The 19,377-nt window shown below is 59.6% G+C and carries 23 protein-coding genes; 15 read left to right on the forward strand and 8 right to left on the reverse strand.

Features of this window, described 5'->3' with window-relative positions:
• The first annotated feature begins 60 nt into the window (after nucleotides 1–60).
• The 9 genes from NN484_RS02415 (at nucleotide 61) to recX (ending at nucleotide 6,543) form a co-directional block, all read left to right on the forward strand.
• Nucleotides 61–1,140, forward strand: coding sequence for a phage tail protein (locus NN484_RS02415; protein WP_215501455.1), 1,080 nt, complete (start codon nucleotides 61–63; stop codon nucleotides 1,138–1,140).
• Between the two features lie 8 nt (nucleotides 1,141–1,148).
• Nucleotides 1,149–1,715 (forward strand): tail fiber assembly protein, encoded by a 567-nt coding sequence (locus NN484_RS02420; RefSeq protein WP_215501456.1) that lies wholly within the window; start codon nucleotides 1,149–1,151, stop codon nucleotides 1,713–1,715.
• Nucleotides 1,716–1,739: 24 nt separating this feature from the next.
• Nucleotides 1,740–2,636 carry a gp53-like domain-containing protein gene (locus NN484_RS02425; protein ID WP_215501457.1) on the forward strand — a complete coding sequence of 299 codons (897 nt, stop codon included), beginning with the start codon at nucleotides 1,740–1,742 and terminating at the stop codon, nucleotides 2,634–2,636.
• Nucleotides 2,637–3,083, forward strand: coding sequence for a tail fiber assembly protein (locus NN484_RS02430; protein ID WP_215501458.1), 447 nt, complete (start codon nucleotides 2,637–2,639; stop codon nucleotides 3,081–3,083).
• Nucleotides 3,084–3,289: 206 nt separating this feature from the next.
• A complete protein-coding gene (locus NN484_RS02435) occupies nucleotides 3,290–3,847 on the forward strand; it encodes a glycoside hydrolase family 19 protein (protein ID WP_215501459.1) in 558 nt (185 codons plus the stop codon).
• On the forward strand, nucleotides 3,835–4,359 hold the full coding sequence (locus NN484_RS02440) for a lysis system spanin subunit (protein WP_215501460.1): 525 nt from the start codon (nucleotides 3,835–3,837) through the stop codon (nucleotides 4,357–4,359). Before NN484_RS02435 ends, NN484_RS02440 begins: the two co-directional genes overlap by 13 nt.
• 68 nt (nucleotides 4,360–4,427) lie before the next feature.
• Nucleotides 4,428–4,928, forward strand: a complete 501-nt coding sequence (locus NN484_RS02445; protein ID WP_127652530.1) for a CinA family protein — start codon at nucleotides 4,428–4,430, stop codon at nucleotides 4,926–4,928.
• An 83-nt stretch (nucleotides 4,929–5,011) separates the two neighbouring features.
• Nucleotides 5,012–6,064, forward strand: a complete 1,053-nt coding sequence (recA, locus tag NN484_RS02450; protein ID WP_215501461.1) for a recombinase RecA — start codon at nucleotides 5,012–5,014, stop codon at nucleotides 6,062–6,064.
• A gap of 8 nt (nucleotides 6,065–6,072) precedes the next feature.
• A complete protein-coding gene (recX, locus tag NN484_RS02455) occupies nucleotides 6,073–6,543 on the forward strand; it encodes a recombination regulator RecX (RefSeq protein WP_127652532.1) in 471 nt (156 codons plus the stop codon).
• Nucleotides 6,544–6,597: 54 nt separating this feature from the next.
• Here the strand turns inward: recX and NN484_RS02460 are convergent, their stop codons facing one another.
• Nucleotides 6,598–7,716 (reverse strand): LOG family protein, encoded by a 1,119-nt coding sequence (locus NN484_RS02460; RefSeq protein WP_127652533.1) that lies wholly within the window; start codon nucleotides 7,714–7,716, stop codon nucleotides 6,598–6,600.
• A gap of 357 nt (nucleotides 7,717–8,073) precedes the next feature.
• Here NN484_RS02460 and NN484_RS02465 point away from each other — a divergent pair, with 357 nt between their 5' ends.
• Nucleotides 8,074–8,268, forward strand: coding sequence for a hypothetical protein (locus NN484_RS02465; RefSeq protein ID WP_127652534.1), 195 nt, complete (start codon nucleotides 8,074–8,076; stop codon nucleotides 8,266–8,268).
• Here the strand turns inward: NN484_RS02465 and NN484_RS02470 are convergent, their stop codons facing one another.
• Complete coding sequence (locus NN484_RS02470; protein ID WP_127652535.1) at nucleotides 8,269–8,694, reverse strand: PA3611 family quorum-sensing-regulated virulence factor; 426 nt, start codon at nucleotides 8,692–8,694, stop codon at nucleotides 8,269–8,271.
• A 186-nt stretch (nucleotides 8,695–8,880) separates the two neighbouring features.
• Here NN484_RS02470 and NN484_RS02475 point away from each other — a divergent pair, with 186 nt between their 5' ends.
• From NN484_RS02475 to NN484_RS02485, 3 genes are all read left to right on the forward strand, one after another.
• Nucleotides 8,881–9,630: a tRNA-uridine aminocarboxypropyltransferase gene (locus tag NN484_RS02475; protein ID WP_274658526.1), complete on the forward strand. Its 750-nt coding sequence runs from the start codon at nucleotides 8,881–8,883 to the stop codon at nucleotides 9,628–9,630.
• Nucleotides 9,631–9,853: 223 nt separating this feature from the next.
• Nucleotides 9,854–10,504 (forward strand): response regulator transcription factor ErdR, encoded by a 651-nt coding sequence (gene erdR, locus NN484_RS02480; RefSeq protein ID WP_127652537.1) that lies wholly within the window; start codon nucleotides 9,854–9,856, stop codon nucleotides 10,502–10,504.
• A 74-nt stretch (nucleotides 10,505–10,578) separates the two neighbouring features.
• Nucleotides 10,579–10,941 carry a diacylglycerol kinase gene (locus tag NN484_RS02485; RefSeq protein ID WP_042607041.1) on the forward strand — a complete coding sequence of 121 codons (363 nt, stop codon included), beginning with the start codon at nucleotides 10,579–10,581 and terminating at the stop codon, nucleotides 10,939–10,941.
• Here the strand turns inward: NN484_RS02485 and NN484_RS02490 are convergent.
• On the reverse strand, nucleotides 10,938–11,864 hold the full coding sequence (locus NN484_RS02490; RefSeq protein WP_127652538.1) for a LysR family transcriptional regulator: 927 nt from the start codon (nucleotides 11,862–11,864) through the stop codon (nucleotides 10,938–10,940). The two genes, NN484_RS02485 and NN484_RS02490, sit on opposite strands and share 4 nt — an antisense overlap.
• A 133-nt stretch (nucleotides 11,865–11,997) precedes the next feature.
• On the opposite strand from NN484_RS02490, the gene fpr reads away from it, so the two are divergent.
• Entirely contained in the window at nucleotides 11,998–12,777 is a 780-nt protein-coding gene (fpr, locus tag NN484_RS02495; RefSeq protein ID WP_003222277.1) for a ferredoxin-NADP reductase, read from the forward strand.
• A gap of 100 nt (nucleotides 12,778–12,877) precedes the next feature.
• On the opposite strand, the gene tsaA is transcribed toward fpr, so the two are convergent.
• The 5 genes from tsaA to rimO all read right to left on the reverse strand — a co-directional run bounded on the left by tsaA (nucleotide 12,878) and on the right by rimO (nucleotide 17,049).
• Entirely contained in the window at nucleotides 12,878–13,576 is a 699-nt protein-coding gene (tsaA, locus tag NN484_RS02500) for a tRNA (N6-threonylcarbamoyladenosine(37)-N6)-methyltransferase TrmO (RefSeq protein WP_274658527.1), read from the reverse strand.
• Between the two features lie 9 nt (nucleotides 13,577–13,585).
• The gene (locus NN484_RS02505; protein ID WP_215501465.1) at nucleotides 13,586–14,053 is read right to left on the reverse strand and encodes a YehS family protein; all 468 of its coding nucleotides are present in this window, start codon (nucleotides 14,051–14,053) and stop codon (nucleotides 13,586–13,588) included.
• Between the two features lie 73 nt (nucleotides 14,054–14,126).
• Entirely contained in the window at nucleotides 14,127–14,837 is a 711-nt protein-coding gene (locus NN484_RS02510; protein WP_215501466.1) for an rRNA pseudouridine synthase, read from the reverse strand.
• A gap of 190 nt (nucleotides 14,838–15,027) precedes the next feature.
• Nucleotides 15,028–15,501 carry a GNAT family N-acetyltransferase gene (locus NN484_RS02515; RefSeq protein ID WP_127649612.1) on the reverse strand — a complete coding sequence of 158 codons (474 nt, stop codon included), beginning with the start codon at nucleotides 15,499–15,501 and terminating at the stop codon, nucleotides 15,028–15,030.
• A gap of 210 nt (nucleotides 15,502–15,711) precedes the next feature.
• Nucleotides 15,712–17,049: a 30S ribosomal protein S12 methylthiotransferase RimO gene (gene rimO, locus NN484_RS02520; RefSeq protein WP_024011887.1), complete on the reverse strand. Its 1,338-nt coding sequence runs from the start codon at nucleotides 17,047–17,049 to the stop codon at nucleotides 15,712–15,714.
• Between the two features lie 350 nt (nucleotides 17,050–17,399).
• Here rimO and NN484_RS02525 point away from each other — a divergent pair, with 350 nt between their 5' ends.
• Nucleotides 17,400–19,241, forward strand: coding sequence for a potassium transporter Kup (locus NN484_RS02525; RefSeq protein ID WP_414892094.1), 1,842 nt, complete (start codon nucleotides 17,400–17,402; stop codon nucleotides 19,239–19,241).
• Nucleotides 19,242–19,377 lie beyond the last annotated feature (136 nt).

Genomic DNA, 19,377 nt, shown 5'->3' on the forward strand with positions numbered 1-19,377 from the left:
GCTCGCAATCGCGATCGTCCTGACGCGGTTGATTTGTTTTTTCAGAGGAACGAAAGACCTATGGATTATCCAAAAAGCGTCCCCAGCGTCGGTCTGGTCGATGGCCGCTTCGTCGATGAAAACCCGGTGGCGGGCACGCCGGGATCGTTGATTCCGGCGGTGTGGGGCAACAGTGTGACTCAGGAAATTCTGAGTGTGATTACCGGTGGCGGGTTGGTGGCTTCCGAGGCGGATACCGGGCAGTTGTTCAAAGCGATTCAATCGATTGTTGGCAATGCCAGTCCGATGCGTTCGGTGATTACTCGGGTTGGAGTGTCCAGGTCATTGACCATTGAAGAGTTGGGCTTGGTTCTGATCGACGCCGGGGCCAGCGCACTGACCGTCAGTCTGCCTCCAGCCAATACCAGCTTGGGGGTGCGTGACGTCATTGTGCGGCGCGTCGATAACAGCGGTAACCGCTTGATCGTGAGAAGTGCAAGCGGCGATGCGATCAAGTTTCACACCCACCTGAATGCTTCGGGTTATCCGTTTCTCGTATTGATGGGAGCCGGTGACTGGTGGCATTTGCGCAGTGATACAGCGGGCAATTGGTGGCCAGTCGGTCGTCTGGATGGCTCTTCACTTGGGCACATAGCCTTTGAGACCACATTGGCTGTACTGCCCGGTGGCTATGCCGCGCTGAGTGGTTCCTTAATGAACCGCGCGGAATGGCCATGGCTTTGGGACCACGCGCAGCAGTCGGGGATGTTGCGTTCTGAAACCGATCGCGGCGGTGCGTGGACACCAGGAGACGGCGCCACGACTTTCCGCTTGCCAGAAGCCCGTGGTGAGTTTCTGCGCGTACTAGCCGAGGGCGGTCTGGTCGATACCGGTCGGGCGCCGGGGTCTTGGCAAAAAGGCTCTTTGGTTCAGGGCGACAATGGCATTGGCGACAATATTCTGTTCGCGACACACATCGGTACCCAGAAGACCCAGTTGGGTTTCGATATGGGTAACTACGTCGATTACGCGGGCGCCACCGTCAAATACATCACACCTTCAGAGCTGGTTTCCCCAATCACGGATGCTGATTTGCTGAACCACGGTGGTATTACGCGCCCTCGCAACATCGCCTATCCCGGGCGCATCAAACTTATCTGAGGTACGTCATGTTCAATTATCTATTTGATGGCTCGGGCGCTCTATCCGGCCCCGTCGAGTTTCCCGTTACGCCCGGAATCGGGATTCAGCTTCCCGCCAACGCCGTCGAACTGACGTACGAGTTGCCCGAGCCGGAAGCCGGTCGCAGCTGGGCGCTCATCAACGGCGTACCTCGTGAAGTGATTGACCGGCGTGGTGTGGTTTATCGCAAGGACGGCGGCGCGCAACAGATCTGGAGCGAACTGGGTGAATTGCCTGACACCCTCACCGCACAGCCGTGGCCAGGTGAGTTCCATGTCTGGCGCGACAACGCCTGGGTGCTGGATGAGCAGGCTCGCTTGTCGAGCGTGAGACAGCAATGTCTCGACAAGCGCGACGCACTGCTTCGCGACGCCGTCCTGCGCATCGCGCCTCTGCAATACGCCGAAGACATCGGCGATGCCAACCATGATGAGCAACTGCTGCTGATCGAATGGAAGCTCTACAGCGTCGAGTTGAACCGTATCGAACAACAGGTCGGTTTCCCCGTTGAAATCAGCTGGCCGGTGGTGCCCGGAACGACGGTAAACACCTGATTCACACACACAAGGAGAATTACAGTGGACTATCCAAACAGTGTCCCGAGTGCCGGACTGGTCAACGGCCGGTTTGTTGATGAAGACCCGATTGCCGGCAAACCGGGATCGTTGATTCCGGCCAGTTGGGGCAATGGCATTACGCAGGAGTTGCTTAATGTCATCCAGGCCGCCGGCCTCACCGCGTCAGAAGCCAAGACCGATCAGCTGCTGACTGCCTTGCGCAGCAACCGATTGTTTGCAACACCGCCACAGTTCGATAACAGCCAGAACGTCGCCACCACCGGGTTTGTGAACCGCAGCGGTACGCAGTTTTCCGGTTTCACGACCTATACGACCAGCGCCGCCCTGACAGCGGCTCAAGCGGGCGGAGTAGTGAGTTTCTACAGCAGCACGGCGGCCACCGCTACGATGCCGGTTACCACCAGTGTCATGAGCACAAGCACGCTGACCATCCTTAATCTTGGCACCGGTGTGCTGACGATCAACCCGGCGCCAAATGACCGTATCGTCAGCAGCAATACGGTGGGGGCGCTGGTACTGGGTATCGGTGATTCCGCGCAGTTGTTCCGCACAGGCAACGACTGGCGCCTTTACGGCGGCTCGGTCAGCGACCGGTTCGCTTCGGTTCATTCCGGTGTCTTTGGCGACGCCGGCTATCAGCGGTTTGCGAGCGGTGTGATCGAGCAGTGGGGATCGGCAGTTTCGGATGCCAACGGCGATATCAATGTCGTATTCCCTATCGCTTTCCCCAATGCATTCAGCAACATCGTGGCGACTCATGCCGGGGGCGATAGCGCCATGGTTATTCTGAATGGCAACCCGGCGGCAAACAAATTCGGGTGCCATTTGAAAATACGCAGCTATCTCGGCACGGTCTCTGCCGGCTGGACTGTCCACTATCAGGTGAAGGGTTATTGAATGAACGTCTACAGTGTTCTCTTCAGCGCCAGCACCCGGGGCGTTTATGTACCGGGTATCCATTTGTCGGACATTCCCGACGACGTTATCGAAATTCCCCAAGCCTACTGGACCTCGCTCCTGCAACAACTGTCGGTCTCGGCAAAAGTCATTGGTGTGCGGGCGGATAACGGCTTTCCAATTCTCGTCGACCCGCCGCCGCCTTCTGCAGAGGAAGCCGCCGACGCTGAACGGCATTGGCGCACCGCGCAACTGGCCGCCACCGACGGTCTGGTGGCCCGTGACCGCGATGAGCTGGAGGACGGCGGCGGTACCACATTGACCACTGAGCAATACAGCGAACTACAAACCTATCGTCGTCAATTGCGTGACTGGCCGCAGGGGGCTTTCTTTCCGTTCAGCGAGCATCGGCCGGTGGCGCCGCGTTGGTTGGCTAGCGCGCTGTAGGTCTTCAGGGATGCTCAAATGGATTATCCAGAAAGCGTTCCCGGCGTACAGCGGGTGAACGGCAAGTTCGCCAATGAAGATATCGTCGCCGGTCTGCCCGGATCACAGTACCGAACAACACCCTGAAAACTCTGGCAAAAAAATGGCTGGGGGCCGTTGTCCGCCAACCATGATTCAATCGGAGCATCCAGGGAGGATCGAGCATTATGCAAATAACTGAAGACAACCTTAAAACCATCATGCCAAACGCCCGCAGCCAAGCGGGCGTTTTTGTTTCTGCGCTCAACAGCGCCATGGACAACCACCGCATCGACTCGCCCAAACGGGTCGCTGCGTTTCTCGCGCAAATCGGCCACGAGTCGGGCCAGTTGCAATACGTGCGTGAACTGGGCAACAACCAGTACCTGAGCAAATACGACACCGGTACTTTGGCTTTACGTCTGGGCAATACGCCGGAGGCTGACGGCGACGGGCAAAAATATCGTGGTCGCGGGCTGATCCAGATCACCGGTCGCAGCAACTATCGTCAGTGCAGCCTGGGTCTGTTTGGCGACGAGCGTCTGCTGTCCTTGCCGGAGTTGCTGGAACAGCCGCAATGGGCGGCCGAGTCTGCCGCGTGGTTCTGGGAGCAGAACGGTTTGAACGAACTGGCTGATCGCGACCAGTTCAACAGCATCACCCGCCGAATCAACGGCGGGTTGAATGGCCTGCAGGATCGCCTCGACATCTGGGCACGGGCGAGGGCGGTGCTATGCCAGCCCTGAACGTCTGGCGGCTGATCGGTCTTTTGCTGCTGGCCGGTGGCTCGGCCGCGCTGGCCTGGCAGTTTCAGGATTGGCGCTACGGTCGCCAACTGGCCGAGCAGGCGCGACAGCAGGCCGACACCCTCAATCAACTGACCTCGGCTGCTGCCACCGCGCAGCAGGCCGAGCAGGACAAGCGTCTGGCCCTCGAGCAACGCCTCGCGACCAGTGAACAAACCCACTATCGAGCCATGAGCGATGCCCAACGTGATCAGGATCGCCTGCGCGATCGTCTTGCCACTGCTGATCTGCGCCTGTCAGTCCTCATCGACGCAGGCGACGCTGCCCAGGGCTGCGGGCTGCCAGCCACCGCCAGCACCGGCGGCGTGGATCATGCAACCGTACGCGCCCGACTTGACCCGGCGCATGCTCAACGAATTATCGCCATCACCGACACCGGCGACCGCGGACTGATCGCCCTGCAGGCGTGTCAGGCCTATGTCAGAGCGCTGGCGCCCGAACATTTTGAATGAGTCTGTGTATTGAAAGCGCAACCGGCTCGTGTACGGTGGTAGTCATTCCACCCGATCCGGAGCGCACCGTGAAAGAGATCACTCAACTGGCTGCCGAGCTTGGCCGACGTCTGCAATTGCTCAATGCCCACGTCACCACCGCCGAATCCTGCACCGGTGGCGGGATTGCCGAAGCGATCACGCGCATTCCGGGGAGCTCGGCGTGGTTCGAGGCCGGTTACGTGACGTACTCCAACCGGCAGAAAACCCAGCAATTGAATGTCCCCGCCGAACTGTTCGGCACGGTGGGGGCGGTCAGTCGCGAGGTGGTCGAGTCGATGGTGCGTGGCGCGCAGAAAAACAGCCTGGCACGGTTTGCCGTGGCGGTCAGCGGCGTGGCCGGGCCCGACGGCGGTACACCGAACAAACCGGTGGGCACGGTGTGGCTGGCCTGGGGAGTGGGCGACGCGGTTTCCAGCGAGGTCCAGCACTTCCCCGGTAACCGCGACGAAGTCCGCCGACAAACGGTGAAGGCCGCGCTAGAGGGGCTTCTGCGACTAGCGGCACGAGAAATCGAAAATCAGGGGTAGGCGATCCGCGAACGCTGTGGAATAATACTGGCTACTTATACAGGTGTTGGCCGTCAGGCCTTATTGATTACGTGAGGACTTTAATGGACGACAACAAGAAGAAAGCCTTGGCTGCGGCCCTGGGTCAGATCGAACGTCAATTCGGCAAGGGTGCCGTAATGCGTATGGGCGATCAGGACCGTCAGGCGATCCCATCCATCTCCACTGGCTCTCTGGGTCTGGACATTGCACTCGGCATCGGCGGCCTGCCAAAAGGCCGTATTGTTGAAATCTACGGTCCTGAATCCTCCGGTAAAACCACACTGACTCTGTCCGTGATCGCCCAGGCTCAAAAAGCCGGCGCGACCTGCGCTTTCGTCGACGCTGAACACGCCCTCGACCCTGAGTACGCCGGCAAGCTGGGCGTCAACGTCGATGACCTGCTGGTGTCCCAGCCGGATACCGGCGAACAGGCGCTGGAAATCACCGACATGCTGGTGCGCTCCAACGCAGTAGACGTGATCATCGTCGACTCCGTGGCCGCGCTGGTACCGAAAGCTGAAATCGAAGGCGAAATGGGTGACATGCATGTGGGCCTGCAAGCCCGTCTGATGTCCCAGGCACTGCGTAAAATCACCGGTAACATCAAGAACGCCAACTGCCTGGTGATCTTCATCAACCAGATCCGCATGAAGATCGGCGTGATGTTCGGCAGCCCGGAAACCACCACCGGTGGTAACGCGTTGAAGTTCTACGCGTCGGTCCGTCTCGACATCCGCCGCACCGGCGCGGTGAAGGAAGGCGACGAAGTGGTCGGCAGCGAAACCCGCGTCAAGGTTGTGAAGAACAAGGTCGCTTCGCCGTTCCGTCAGGCCGAGTTCCAGATTCTTTACGGCAAGGGCATCTACCTCAACGGTGAGATGATCGACCTGGGCGTGCTGCATGGTTTCGTTGAGAAGTCCGGCGCCTGGTATGCCTACGAAGGCACCAAGATTGGTCAGGGCAAGGCCAACTCGGCCAAGTTCCTGGCAGACAATCCGGAAGTTGCTGCCAAGCTTGAGAAACAACTGCGTGACAAGCTGCTGACCCCAGCACCTGACACCAAGGCTTCGCCGGTCAAAGTGACCGAAGACGACTTGGCTGACGCTGATATCTGATCGCAGCGATGACCACCGCCGTACTCGATACCCTCGTCGCGGTGCGGCGAACCGCCATGGACCTGCTTGCTCGACGCGAGCATGGTCGAGTCGAACTGACGCGTAAACTGCGTCAGCGCGGCGCTGAAGCGCAGATGATCGAAACAGCCCTCGACCGTTTGACGGAAGAGGGCCTGCTTTCCGAAGCCCGTTACCTTGAAAGCTTTGTTTCCTACCGTGCCCGCTCCGGCTACGGCCCTTTGCGCATTCGCGAAGAGCTGGGCCAGCGCGGTTTGCAACGCACCGATATCGAACTCGCCCTGCGTGAAAGCGGTATCGACTGGCAGGAGCAGCTTCGGGATACGTGGCAGCGCAAGTTCTCCGGACACTTGCCCATTGATGCCAAGGAACGGGCCAGACAAGGCCGGTTCCTTGCGTATCGGGGCTTCTCAATGGAGATGATCAACCGCTTGTTCAGCGGCAGAGGGATGGACGATTAAGACGGTTAAATAAAAACGGCCCGCTATGAAAATAGCGGGCCGTTTTTTTTGCCTTCAAATAACCTTCGAGGGCTCACGTGTGTGTTGAGTGGTCTGCTGTCTGGTATGGGCCCAGTTTTCCGGGAGGTTGATGTAATCCACCAGTTCCCTGAGTCGGCCATGATCCCGGGCATTGAACGCGAAGGCCAACCGCACCAGATGGCTGTACTGTGCTTCGTCGTGTTCCTCGCCGCTGTAGGCGTGTTGATGGAACTGGTCACTCAGACACAGATCGGCGAAAGCCTCCTGCATATGCTCCAGCGCTTGATCGCTGAGCTTGTGATTCATGCGGATCACGAACTGGCGCTTGAGCCAGCGGCTGGAGTGGAAGTTGCTGTAGAACTGGTTGATCTGCTCCACCGCCTCGTCGACGTTGTAGACCAGCCGCATCAGTTTCAGGTCGGTGGGCAGGATGTAGCGGTTGTCTTCGAGTTGCTGGCGAATGAAATCCAGTGCGCCTTGCCAGAACGTTCCGCCCGGCGCATCCAGTAATACCACCGGCACCAATGGGCTTTTACCAGTCTGGATCAGCGTCAGTACTTCCAGTGCCTCGTCCAGTGTGCCGAACCCGCCAGGGCACAGCACCAGCGCATCGGCTTCCTTGACGAAGAACAGTTTGCGGGTGAAAAAGAAATGAAACGGCAGCAGGTTACCGGTGCCGTTGACGGTCGGGTTGGCATGTTGTTCGAAGGGCAGGGTGATATTGAACCCGAGGCTGTGATCGCGGCCGGCGCCTTCATGCGCGGCAGCCATGATCCCGCCACCGGCCCCGGTGATGACCATCATGTTCGAGCGTGTCAGGGCCGCGCCGAGTTCCCGGGCCATTGCATACAGTGGATGCTCGACCGGTGTGCGTGCCGAGCCGAACACGGTGACCTTGCGGCGTCCCTTGAACTGTTCCAGCACCCGGAACGCCTGCTCCAGTTCGCGCAGGGCCTGCAGGGTGATCTTGGCGTTCCAGCGGTTGTGATCTTCCTGGGCCATGCGCAGCACGGTCAGGATCATGTCGCGATAAATCGGCAGATTCGGGCTGTTGGGGGAAACCTGGTTGAGTTGTTCTTCGACCTTGCTGATGAGGTCGGGGCCGCTTTCCTGAAAATGACGGCTGAGCAGGTCATTCGGTTGGTAAGGCATTCAACGTCTCCTTCTGCACAGAGCTTGCGGCCCTGACGTGCGGCGTCAGTGCCGCGCTGCAAAAAACACACACTCGGCAGCTCCTTTTTCTGCCGTGAACAAGTGATCGGGAATACTTTGAATCTAGACCCTCGTGCGCCATTGCGCTGAATTGATCATTACGCCGCGAAGTCTTTTCTGGCAACCGTTGGTTGTCGATGGGCAAAGGGCGTTCACCGCTCGTCCGAACGTGCACCGTAGAGCAATAGCTCTGATTTACTAACTTACAGGCACCGTACGACAGCTTTAAGTCAGCAACCGTACCCAAGGTGCGCGCTTTTCAAGGATTCGCGGGTAGCAGGCAAGGAGGCGGTATAGATGGTCAGAGTGGTTCTGGAGATCGATACGCAGCTGTATCGGATGCTGAAAGCATCAGCCGAGACCAATCAAGTGAGTCTCGAAGAGGAGTGCTGTCGTCGGTTGGCAGGTGGAGAACGACGTTCTCGCTACTTGCAGGCCCTGGTGGCCGAATTGCGCGCCGAGGATGAACAGCGGCGCGCCAACACCGGATGATTACTTCTTCTTCGCCGGGGCCGCTTTCGGGCAATCGGAATCCTGATAGCTGGCCGAGCCGATGGCTTTGTTGGTTTTATATTCACTGAAGTCGTAACGCATGATCGCGCCCTTGGCCATCAGCTTGCGGTACGACGGGTTACTGCACACCGAAGCACCCAGCTGGAAATACACGGCCTTTGGATCAGCACGCATTTTTTCGGCGTGGCTGGCTTGCACGCTCAGGTGGTTGATCAGGGTAACGCCCTCAACGGTGTAGCCCTGATCAAGAATGTCTTCGTTGATCGCCCGTGGCGTGCCGACGCTGCTTTGTTCGGCGACGTTGCGCAGTTCTCGGTTCAGATTCTGCTCTTTCAAGGACGCCGCTTGTGCGCTGAAGGACAACGCCAGCGCGATGGCAGCGGTGGGAACGATTAGGCGCAGCATGAAACTCTCCTGATTCAGTGACTGGTGGTTCGACCAGCCCTGTGGCTGTGCGTTCAGTGGCGCCGGATTATAGGGGAGCCGGTCGGGACGGTACAGGTTTGCGCTCGCCGCTCTGGTAAACTGCCGGCCTTTATTGCCTTGCCGAGTGCTGTGCGTGTCGAGTTTCCCTGCTGTGGTGCGTCGCCCGTGACCAATCATGCCCCCAACGCCGTAGCCCGCCTGCGCGACCAGCGCGAGGACGAGGGCATCAAGCCGATTCAGGCCCGTGGTTTTCGCTCCGAGCGCTGCCGCGACTGTCGGGTGATCATCAGCCATTGCCTGTGCGCCTGGCGACCGACGGTCGAAACCCGTTCCGGCGTGTGCCTGATCATGACCGGCAAGGAAGTGTTCAAACCGAGCAACACCGGCTGGCTGATCGCCGACGTGGTGCGCGACAACCACGCGTTCATCTGGTCGCGCACCGAACCCGACCCGCAGATGCTGGCGCTGCTCAATGACCCGCAATGGCAGCCGTACCTGGTGTTTCCCGGCGAATACGTCGAGCCGTCGCGGGTGACCAACACTGTCGCCGTCGATAGCAGCAAGCGTCCGCTGTTCATTCTGCTGGATGCAACCTGGACCGAGGCGCGCAAGATCTTCCGCAAGAGTCCGTATTTCGATCGTTTGCCTATTCTCAGCCTGTTGCCTGACAAACTCTCGCGCTATCGCCTGCGTCGTTCCACCCGCAGCGAGCACCTGTGCACCGCCGAAGTCGCGGCGTTGTGCCTGGAACTGGCAGGGGACAGCGATGCCGCTTCAGCGCTGGACGCTTATTTCGATGTGTTCAGCCAGCATTACCTGGGCGCCAAACAACAGTTGGACATGAACGAGTCGACCCCGGCCCACGCCGAGTTGTTGCCTTATATACGAAAGCCGCAAGCGGTGTTGGCCCCATAGTGGCCCATACTTCATACAGTGGCGGCCGTGCTGCTTGACCACCCCGGCTTCGCTGGGCATGCTTGGCGCCGATTAGGGTGCGGCCAAGGTTTGAAACGCCGTGTTTGCAAGTGATTGGCGTTGAACGTGCCCCTTTGGATACCGCTGTGCGGTGGTATCTTGAGTTGCTTTGGTGAGGCCCGAATGCGTCGGGTCTGCCATCAAAAACAGGATCATTTGAAAAATGGCCACATACGACATCCTGATTGCCGATGATCACCCTCTATTTCGTAGCGCATTGCATCAAGCGGTGACGCTGGGCCTTGGCCCGGATGTACGACTGGTGGAGGTGGCGAGCATCGCCGAACTGGAAGCGCGCCTGACCGAAAAGGCTGACTGGGATCTGGTTCTGCTGGACCTGAACATGCCCGGCGCTTTCGGGTTTTCCGGGTTGGTCATGCTACGCGGCCAGTACCCGCAGATTCCGGTGGTGATGGTCTCGGCCCAGGAAGAGGCTTCGGTCATGGTCAAGTCCCGGGAGTTCGGCGCCAGTGGCTTCATTCCCAAGTCCAGCGACCTGAGCGTGATCCAGGAAGCGGTGCGCAAAGTGCTCGATGGCGACGTGTTCTGGCCGCCGCAGGCGTTCGAGGCGGTCAAAGTCTCCGACGAGGCCAAAGCTGCCAGCGATGGCCTGGCCAGCCTTACCCCGCAGCAGTTCCGCGTATTGACCATGGTCTGTGAAGGCTTGCTGAACAAGCAGATTGCCTATGAGCTGAACGTGTCCGAGGCAACCATCAAGGCCCACGTCACGGCGATCTTTCGCAAGTTGAACGTGCGCACCCGGACACAAGCTGCATTACTTCTGCAACAACTTGAGTCAATTCCGAGCCAATAATGGCCGGCGTCTTCACGCTTTTTTGACTTTTGTTGCTCTAGCTTTCCCACTCCTTTTTGGTTGGTTTTTACTTTATGTCACCTTTCAAGGGCCAGACCGGCCTGAAACGCATCCTCAACGCTTCCGGTTATTCGCTGGACGGCCTGCGCGCAGCCTTCACCGGCGAAGCGGCCTTCCGCCAACTGGTGCTGCTCAATGTGGTTTTGATTCCGCTGACGTTCTTCCTGAATGTCAGCCGTGTCGAACAGGCTGTGCTGATCGCAGTCTGCCTGCTGGCATTGATCGTCGAGTTGCTGAACTCGGCAGTAGAAGCGGCCATCGACCGCATCTCCCTGGAGCTGCATCCACTGTCCAAGAACGCCAAGGACATGGGCAGCGCCGCGCAATTCGTGGCGCTGAGCATGATTGCCCTGGTGTGGGCGGTGATTCTACTTTAAGCGATACTCGGCAACACGATCTCGTCGCTGCGCTGCACCCCGGCGGTGAAAGCGCGGCACAGCTCGAGAAACTCGCGCATGGCCGAGGTCTGGTATTTCTGTTTGTGCCAGATGAAGTAGAACTGCCGGGACAGATCCAGATCCGGCGTTTCCACCGCCACCAGACTGCCGCGCCGAAAGGCATCGCGCAGTGCCAGCCGCGAGATGCAGCCAATCCCCAGCCCTGATTCCACTGCGCGCTTGATCGCTTCGGTGTGTTCCAGTTCCAGACGGATATTCAGCGCACTGCGATGGTGACGCATGGCCTGATCGAAGGTCAGCCGCGTGCCAGAGCCCTGTTCACGCAGAATCCACGCCTCATGCGTCAACTCTTCCATGGTCGCGCTGCCGCGTTGGGCCAGCGGATGTTGCGGCGCACAGAACACCACCAGCTCATCCTCGACCCAACTCTGCACTTCGATGTCCGGATGGCTGCAATCGCCTTCGATTAGACCCAGATCAATTTCGTAGTGGGCGACCTGGTGCACGATGTTGGCAGTGTTCTGTACGTGCAGCTTCACCTGACTTTCCGGATGGCGCTGCATGAAGCCGCCGATCAGCAAGGTCGCCAGGTAATTGCCAATGGTCAGCGTGGCGCCCACCGACAGTGAGCCGAAGCCGGATTTGCCATTGAGCAGGTCTTCGATTTCCTTGGACTGGTCGAGCAGGGCCACCGCTTGCGGCAACAGCTGCTTGCCGAGGGCGTTGAGGCTCAGGCGTTTGCCGGCGCGATCGAACAGCTGGCAGCTGGACTGGCGCTCCAGTTCGGTGATCGAGGTGCTTGCCGCCGATTGCGAGAGGTTGAGCAGACCCGCAGCACGGGATACGCTTTCCTGCTGGGCGACGGCGACGAAGACTTGCAGTTGACGAAGAGTAAATCGCATATCGATATAACCGATAACCCTTATCTTAATAATCCAGTTAACAGATATTGTCGTCGCTATTAGAATGCGATGCAATTGCGCACTGTCGGCCGCAAAGGCGAGCGCAGACCCAATATCCAGGAGTCCCACGTACATGAGCAACATGAACCACGAGCGTGTCCTCAGTGTTCACCACTGGAACGACACTCTGTTCAGCTTCAAGTGCACCCGCGATCCGGGCCTGCGCTTCGAGAACGGTCAGTTCGTGATGATCGGCCTGCAACAGCCCAACGGCCGCCCGCTTATGCGCGCTTACTCGATCGCCAGCCCGAACTGGGAAGAGCATCTCGAGTTCTTCAGCATCAAGGTGCCTGATGGTCCGCTGACGTCGCAGCTGCAGCACCTGAAGGAAGGCGACGAGATCATCATCTCGAAGAAGCCTACCGGCACCCTGGTCCTCGACGACCTGAACCCGGGCAAGCATCTGTACCTGCTGAGCACCGGCACTGGTCTGGCGCCATTCATGAGCGTGATCCAGGACCCGGAAACCTACGAGCGCTTTGAAAAAGTGATCCTGGTGCACGGCGTGCGTTACGTCAACGAAGTCGCCTACCGCGAATTCATCACCGAGCACCTGCCGCAGAACGAGTTCTTCGGCGAAGCGCTGCGTGACAAGCTGATCTACTACCCGACCGTGACCCGCGAGCCGTTCGAGAACCAGGGCCGCCTGACCGACCTGATGCGCAGCGGCAAGCTGTTCAGCGACATCGGTCTGCCACCGATCAACCCGCAGGACGACCGCGCGATGATCTGCGGCAGCCCGAGCATGCTCGACGAGACCAGCGAAGTGCTCGACAGCTTCGGCCTGAAGATCTCGGCGCGTATGCGCGAGCCGGGTGATTACCTGATCGAGCGTGCGTTCGTCGAGAAGTAAGCACCACGAAAAAGCCCCCATTGCCGGCGAAGGCAATGGGGGCTTTTGTATGCCCGAAACATTTCCTTCATGCCTGCCACAATCCATGTAGAGCGATACTTCAGGCGTTGGCAAGGATCACTTCCAGCACGCGGATCTGCTCCGGCGTCGGGTAGTGCCAGCGTACGTCCAGATCCCAGAACTGCGCGCCGTACTCGCGCTCCGGCGCCGGCGTTTGATACGCCGGACGCGGATCCTGCGCCAGGCACTGCTCGATCAACTCGACCAAGGGCTCACCAAGGCGCTGTGCATGTGTGTGCGCCTGTTGCAGCGAGGCGTCCGTCCACTGCACGGCGATCAGCTGTGGCGCCGCGCTGGCGATGCTGTTGGTGGCGTCAGCGATGATGTCGGCGTAAGGCACATAGGGTTTGATGTCGAGAATCGGCGTGCCGTCGAGCAAGTCTATTCCCGAGATGAACAGCCGATTGGCCTCGACCTTGTCCAGCTTCACGACTGACTGGCCGATGCCATTGGGACGGTGGGTGGCGCGGGTGGCGAACACGCCCATGGACTTGTTGCCGCCCAGCCGTGGCGGGCGCACTTTCAGGCGCGGCTTTTCTTCCAGCGCCTGATGAAACAGGAACAGCAGCCAGACATGACTGACCTGCTCCAGACCTTGCACGGCATCACCCTGATCGAACGGCGCCACCAGTTCCAGCACGCCACGGGCGGCGGGGGCCAGTTGCGGCTGGCGCGGGATGGCGAACTTCTCCTTGAAGCAGGAGCGCACGAAGCCGATAGGAGAGACGCTGTAAGTCATCTTCCGCGATCAGCCGCGAACGCGCAGAGTCAGGCCCTTGAGGAAGTTGCGCAGCAACTGGTCGCCGCACGGGCGGTAGTTGGTGTGGCCGACCTTGCGGAACAGCGCGCTCAGCTCAGGCTTGGACACCGGGAACTCGGCAGCCTTGAGGATGGCGTGCATGTCGTCTTCTTTGAGTTCGAAGGCCACGCGCAGCTTCTTCAGGATGATGTTGTTGGTCACCGGCACTTCGATCGGCTGCGGCGGACGGCTTTCGTCCTTGCCACGCTTGAAGATCACCAGGCCATCGAGGAAGTGCGCCATGACTTCGTCCGGGCAGCGCACGAAGCCTTCTTCGTCTTCTTCTTTCTTGTCGAGGTACGCGACCACGTCTTTCAGCTCCGCGTCCATGCCGCCGAGCTTGATGATCTCGATGACTTTCTTGTCGCTGATGTCGAGCATGTAGCGCACGCTGCGCAGTACGTCGTTATGAATCATGTGGGCAATCCTGATATTTCGTTGTGGGCAACGCGCAGACGCGTTGCCGGAATGTGTGGCGGCTACAGAGGCGTCAGAACTTCTCTTTGCCGGACAGGTAGCGCCATTGGCCGACCGGAACCTTGCCGATCGACACGCCGCCGATGCGGATGCGGCGAATACCGATGACCTTCAGGCCAACCGCTTCGCAAAACTGGGCGATGATCCCCGGTTGCGGGTTCTTCATGGCGAAGCGCAGACGGTTTTCGTTCTGCCAGCTGGCCTTGACCGGCGGCAGCTCCTTGCCCTTGTGGGTAAGGCCGTGCTGCAGGCGATTGAGGCCATGAGCGACCATGTCGCCTTCGACTTCAACCACGTATTCCTGCTCGATCTTGGCCGCGTCGGCGGTGAGCTTGCGCAGCGCTTTCCAGTCCTGGGTGAACACCAGCAGGCCGCTGGCGCCGGGTTGCAGATCGGCACTGGCGGTCAGGCGCAGGAAGTGCCCGCGCAACGGACGTTTGCCGTAGCGGTGTTCTTCGCTGAGGGTGTCGGCGCCCAGCGTTTGCATGGCGGTGTCGACGTCCATGCCGGCCGGCACGTTGAGCAGCAGGGTGACTGGCTCGGGCGCGGTGGCCTTGGCGTCTTTGTCGAGCTCGACTTTCTGGTCGCCGACCTTGAACTGCGGCTCGTCGATCACTTCGCCGTCCACGGTGACCCAGCCGCCCTCGATGAACAGCTCGGCCTCCCGGCGGGAGCAACCAACCAGTTCGATGAGGCGTTTGGAGAGGCGAATCGGGTCAGTCATGACAGGGCCGTAACAAAAAAGGGGTGGGCATTGTACCTGCCTGGCGCCGGTTAAGCCCGGTTCCATTTCACGGTGTGGCTTTTTGTAGGAGTGAGCCTGCTCGCGATAGCCATCTGACATTTGACATGGATGTTGGCTGATCTGGCGCTATCGCGAGCAGGCTCACTCCTACATGGGGTTTTGTGGTGTGTCAGGCATGGTTTGAGCGCTGTTGATTCTGACGCAAGCGCATGTGCAGCAACGGATACGGCTGGCCCATGCCATCGACTTCCGAGCGACCGATCACTTCAAAACCTTGCTTGAAGTAAAAGCCCAGTGCCTGCGGGTTCTGTTCGTTGACGTCCAGTTCATCGGCGTTCAGGTGCTGCATGGCGTAGTTCAGCAGTTTCTTGCCCAGCCCCTGACCCCGATGGGCGGGATCGATGAACAGCATCTCGATCTTGCCCGCCGCGACCCCGGCGAATCCGGTAATGCGCTGCTGATGATCCTTGGTGCAGATCAACATCACCGCGTCCAGATAACGGGTGAGCACCAGATTGCGCAGCAATTCGATGTAACTGTCCGGCAGAAAATCATGGGTCGCGCGGACCGAGGCCTCCCAGACCCGGGTCAGTTCCTGATAATCGCTGAGTTTCGGCGTGTGAATGACCGAATGCTGACGCATGCCCGATGGCCTCATGTTCGTTTCAAGGGAGTCCGTCCCCCGCTAAACGATAGCCGTAAAAAAGCCCCGCATCTCGTAAAAAGAGCGGGGCTTTTCAAATTCAGTACAACGTCTGCAGGAGCTGCCGAAGGCTGCGATCTTTTGATCCTTGCTGTTAAAAGACAAAGTCAAAAGATCGCAGCCTGCGGCAGCTCCTACATCAGTCAGGCGTCAAATCTGTTCAGCCCACAGGTCGTATTCGTCGGCGTCAGTCACCTTGCACCAGACCTTGTCGCCAGGCTTGAGGTTGCTGCCGTTATCGATGAACACATTGCCGTCGATTTCCGGGGCATCGAAGAAGCAGCGGCCGACCGCGCCTTGCTCGTCGACTTCGTCCACCAGCACTTCGATCTCGCGGCCGATGCGCATCTGCAGACGGGCCGAGCTGATTGCTTGCTGGTGCGCCATGAAGCGCTCCCAACGGTCCTGCTTGACGTCGTCCGGGACCACTTCCAGGTCCAGGTCATTGGCGGGCGCGCCGTCTACCGGCGAGTACTGGAAGCAGCCGACGCGGTCGAGTTGGGCTTCGGTCAGCCAGTTGAGCAGGTACTGGAAATCCTCTTCGGTCTCACCCGGGAAACCAACGATGAAGGTCGAACGGATGATCAGGTCCGGGCAGATTTCGCGCCAGTTCTTGATCCGCGCCAGGGTCTTGTCTTCGAACGCCGGGCGTTTCATCGACTTCAGCACTTTCGGGCTGGCGTGCTGGAACGGGATGTCCAGGTACGGCAGGATCTTGCCGGCGGCCATCAGCGGGATCAGCTCGTCAACGTGCGGGTACGGGTAAACGTAGTGCAGACGAACCCAGACGCCCAAGGTGCTCAGCGCTTCGCAGAGTTCGGTCATGCGGGTTTTCACCGGCGCGCCGTTCCAGAAACCGGTGCGGTATTTCACATCGACGCCGTAAGCGCTGGTGTCCTGGGAGATCACCAGCAGCTCTTTGACGCCGGATTTGACCAGACGCTGGGCCTCGTCGAGTACGTCGCCGACCGGACGGCTCACCAGTTTGCCGCGCATCGACGGGATGATGCAGAAGCTGCAGCTGTGGTTGCAGCCTTCGGAAATCTTCAGGTACGCGTAGTGGCGCGGGGTCAGCTTGATGCCTTGCGGCGGCACCAGGTCGATCAGCGGGTTGTGATCCTGACGCGGCGGCACCACTTCGTGCACCGCGTTGACCACTTGTTCGTACTGCTGCGGACCGGTCACGGCCAGCACGCTCGGGTGTACGTCGCGGATGTTGCCTTCTTCCACGCCCATGCAACCGGTGACGATCACCTTGCCGTTTTCCTTGATCGCCTCGCCGATCACTTCCAGCGATTCAGCCTTGGCCGAATCGATGAAACCGCAGGTGTTGACCACGACCACGTCGGCGTCCTGATAGGTGGACACCACGTCATAGCCTTCCATGCGCAGCTGGGTCAGGATGCGCTCGGAGTCGACCAGTGCTTTCGGGCAACCCAGAGATACGAAGCCAACCTTTGGATTGGCCGGCGCAGGAGTGGTGGACATGTCTAACCTCGGTGTTTTGTGACGCCGCTTTCCTGATGCGAAAAGCCGACGGACGGGCGCTTGAAGGGCGCCTCTGATCAAAAAGTGCGCAATTCTAGCGGTGAGCAACGCACTTGACCAGCTTTATGCAGGGAAATACGACGAGTGCTGCGCTATGCTTCGCGCCGTTGAGCTTTACCAATTTTTTACAGTCAACAAAACGTCTGTAACAACGGGTAAAACAGCGCATGCTGCACCACAAAGCATAGTGCTTCATTCAAGAAGCCGGTTCTGAGAAGTAGGAGTGTTGGATGGGTCAGGCAAGTAGTCAGGCGGCGGGCGCCGAGCATTCGGCTGCAAAACCGCTGAGCATGCTGGTCGCGGCAGTCGGGGTGGTTTACGGCGACATCGGCACGAGCCCGTTGTACACCCTCAAAGAAGTGTTTTCCGGCGCGTATGGCGTGCCCGTCAATCACGATGGGGTGCTGGGCATTCTGTCGTTGATCTTCTGGTCGCTGATCTGGGTCGTCTCGATCAAGTACATGATGTTCGTCCTGCGCGCCGACAACCAGGGCGAGGGCGGCATCATGGCGCTGACCGCACTGGCACGTCGTGCGGCGGGCAAGCGCAAGAAGTTGCGTTCGTTGCTGGTGGTTTGCGGACTGATCGGCGCAGCGTTGTTTTACGGCGACAGCATGATCACCCCGGCGATTTCCGTTTTGTCGGCGATCGAAGGCCTGGGTCTGGCATTCGATGGAATTGATCACTGGGTGGTGCCGCTGTCGCTGGTGGTGCTGGTCGGGTTGTTCCTGATCCAGAGCCACGGTACGGCGCGGATCGGCATTCTGTTCGGGCCGATCATGGTCACCTGGTTCCTCGTCCTCGGCGCCCTCGGCGTCTATGGCATCAGCCACACCCCGGACGTACTACACGCACTGAACCCGGTCTGGGCGGTGCGTTTCTTCATGGTGCATACCGGCATGGGCGTGGCAATTCTCGGCGCGGTGGTGCTGGCGCTGACCGGTGCCGAAGCGTTGTATGCCGACATGGGCCACTTCGGCCGCAAGCCGATTGCCCGTGCGTGGTTCCTGCTGGTGCTGCCGGCGCTGGTGCTGAACTACTTCGGTCAGGGCGCTCTGCTGCTGGAAAACCCGGAAGCGGCACGTAACCCGTTCTACCTGCTGGCGCCGAGCTGGGCGCTGATTCCGCTGGTGGGACTGTCGACGCTGGCAACCGTCATTGCATCGCAAGCGGTCATTTCCGGCGCGTTCTCCCTGACCCGTCAGGCGATCCAGCTCGGTTACATCCCGCGCATGTACATTCAGCACACCTCCAGCGACGAGCAGGGCCAGATCTACATTGGCGCGGTGAACTGGGCGTTGATGGTTGGCGTAGTCCTGCTGGTGCTGGGCTTCGAATCCTCCGGCGCTTTGGCCTCGGCCTACGGCGTGGCAGTCACCGGCACCATGCTGATGACCACCATTCTGGTGTCGGCGGTGATGCTGCTGCTGTGGAAGTGGCCACCGATCCTCGCGGTGCCGGTGCTGATCGGTTTCCTGCTGGTGGACGGCCTGTACTTCGCCGCCAACGTGCCGAAGATCGTCCAGGGCGGTGCATTCCCGGTAATCGCCGGTATCGCCTTGTTCGTGCTGATGACCACCTGGAAGCGCGGCAAGCAATTGCTGGTCGAGCGTCTCGACGAAGGCGCGCTACCGCTGCCGATCTTCATCAGCAGCATCCGCGTACAACCGCCGCACCGGGTGCAGGGCACGGCGGTGTTCCTCACCGCGCGCTCCGACGCCGTGCCTCACGCGCTGTTGCACAACCTGCTGCATAACCAGGTGCTGCACGAGCAAGTGGTGCTGCTGACCGTGGTCTACGAAGACATTCCGCGTGTGCCGTCATCGCGCCGCTTCGAGGTTGAGGCCCACGGCGAAGGCTTCTTCCGGGTGATCCTGCACTTCGGCTTCACCGATGAGCCGGACGTGCCGCAAGCGCTGAAGCTGTGTCATCTGGATGATCTGGACTTCAGCCCGATGCGCACCACGTACTTCCTCAGCCGGGAAACGGTGATTGCTTCGAAACTTGAGGGCATGGCGCGTTGGCGTGAGGCGCTGTTTGCGTTCATGTTGAAGAACGCCAACGGCAACCTGAGGTTCTTCAATCTGCCGCTGAACCGGGTGATTGAATTGGGGACGCAGGTGGAGATGTAGTCCTGCATCAACTGAAAAGCCCCCGTCAGCCTTGCGGCTGGCGGGGGCTTTTTTGTGCCTGTGCATAAACTTCAAATCCACTACAAAATCCCCTGTGGGAGCGAGCTTGATGGCGAAGACGTAGTGTCAGTCGAAC

Source organism: Pseudomonas serboccidentalis (assembly GCF_028830055.1).
In the GTDB taxonomy this organism is placed as follows: Bacteria; Pseudomonadota; Gammaproteobacteria; order Pseudomonadales; family Pseudomonadaceae; genus Aquipseudomonas; species Aquipseudomonas serboccidentalis.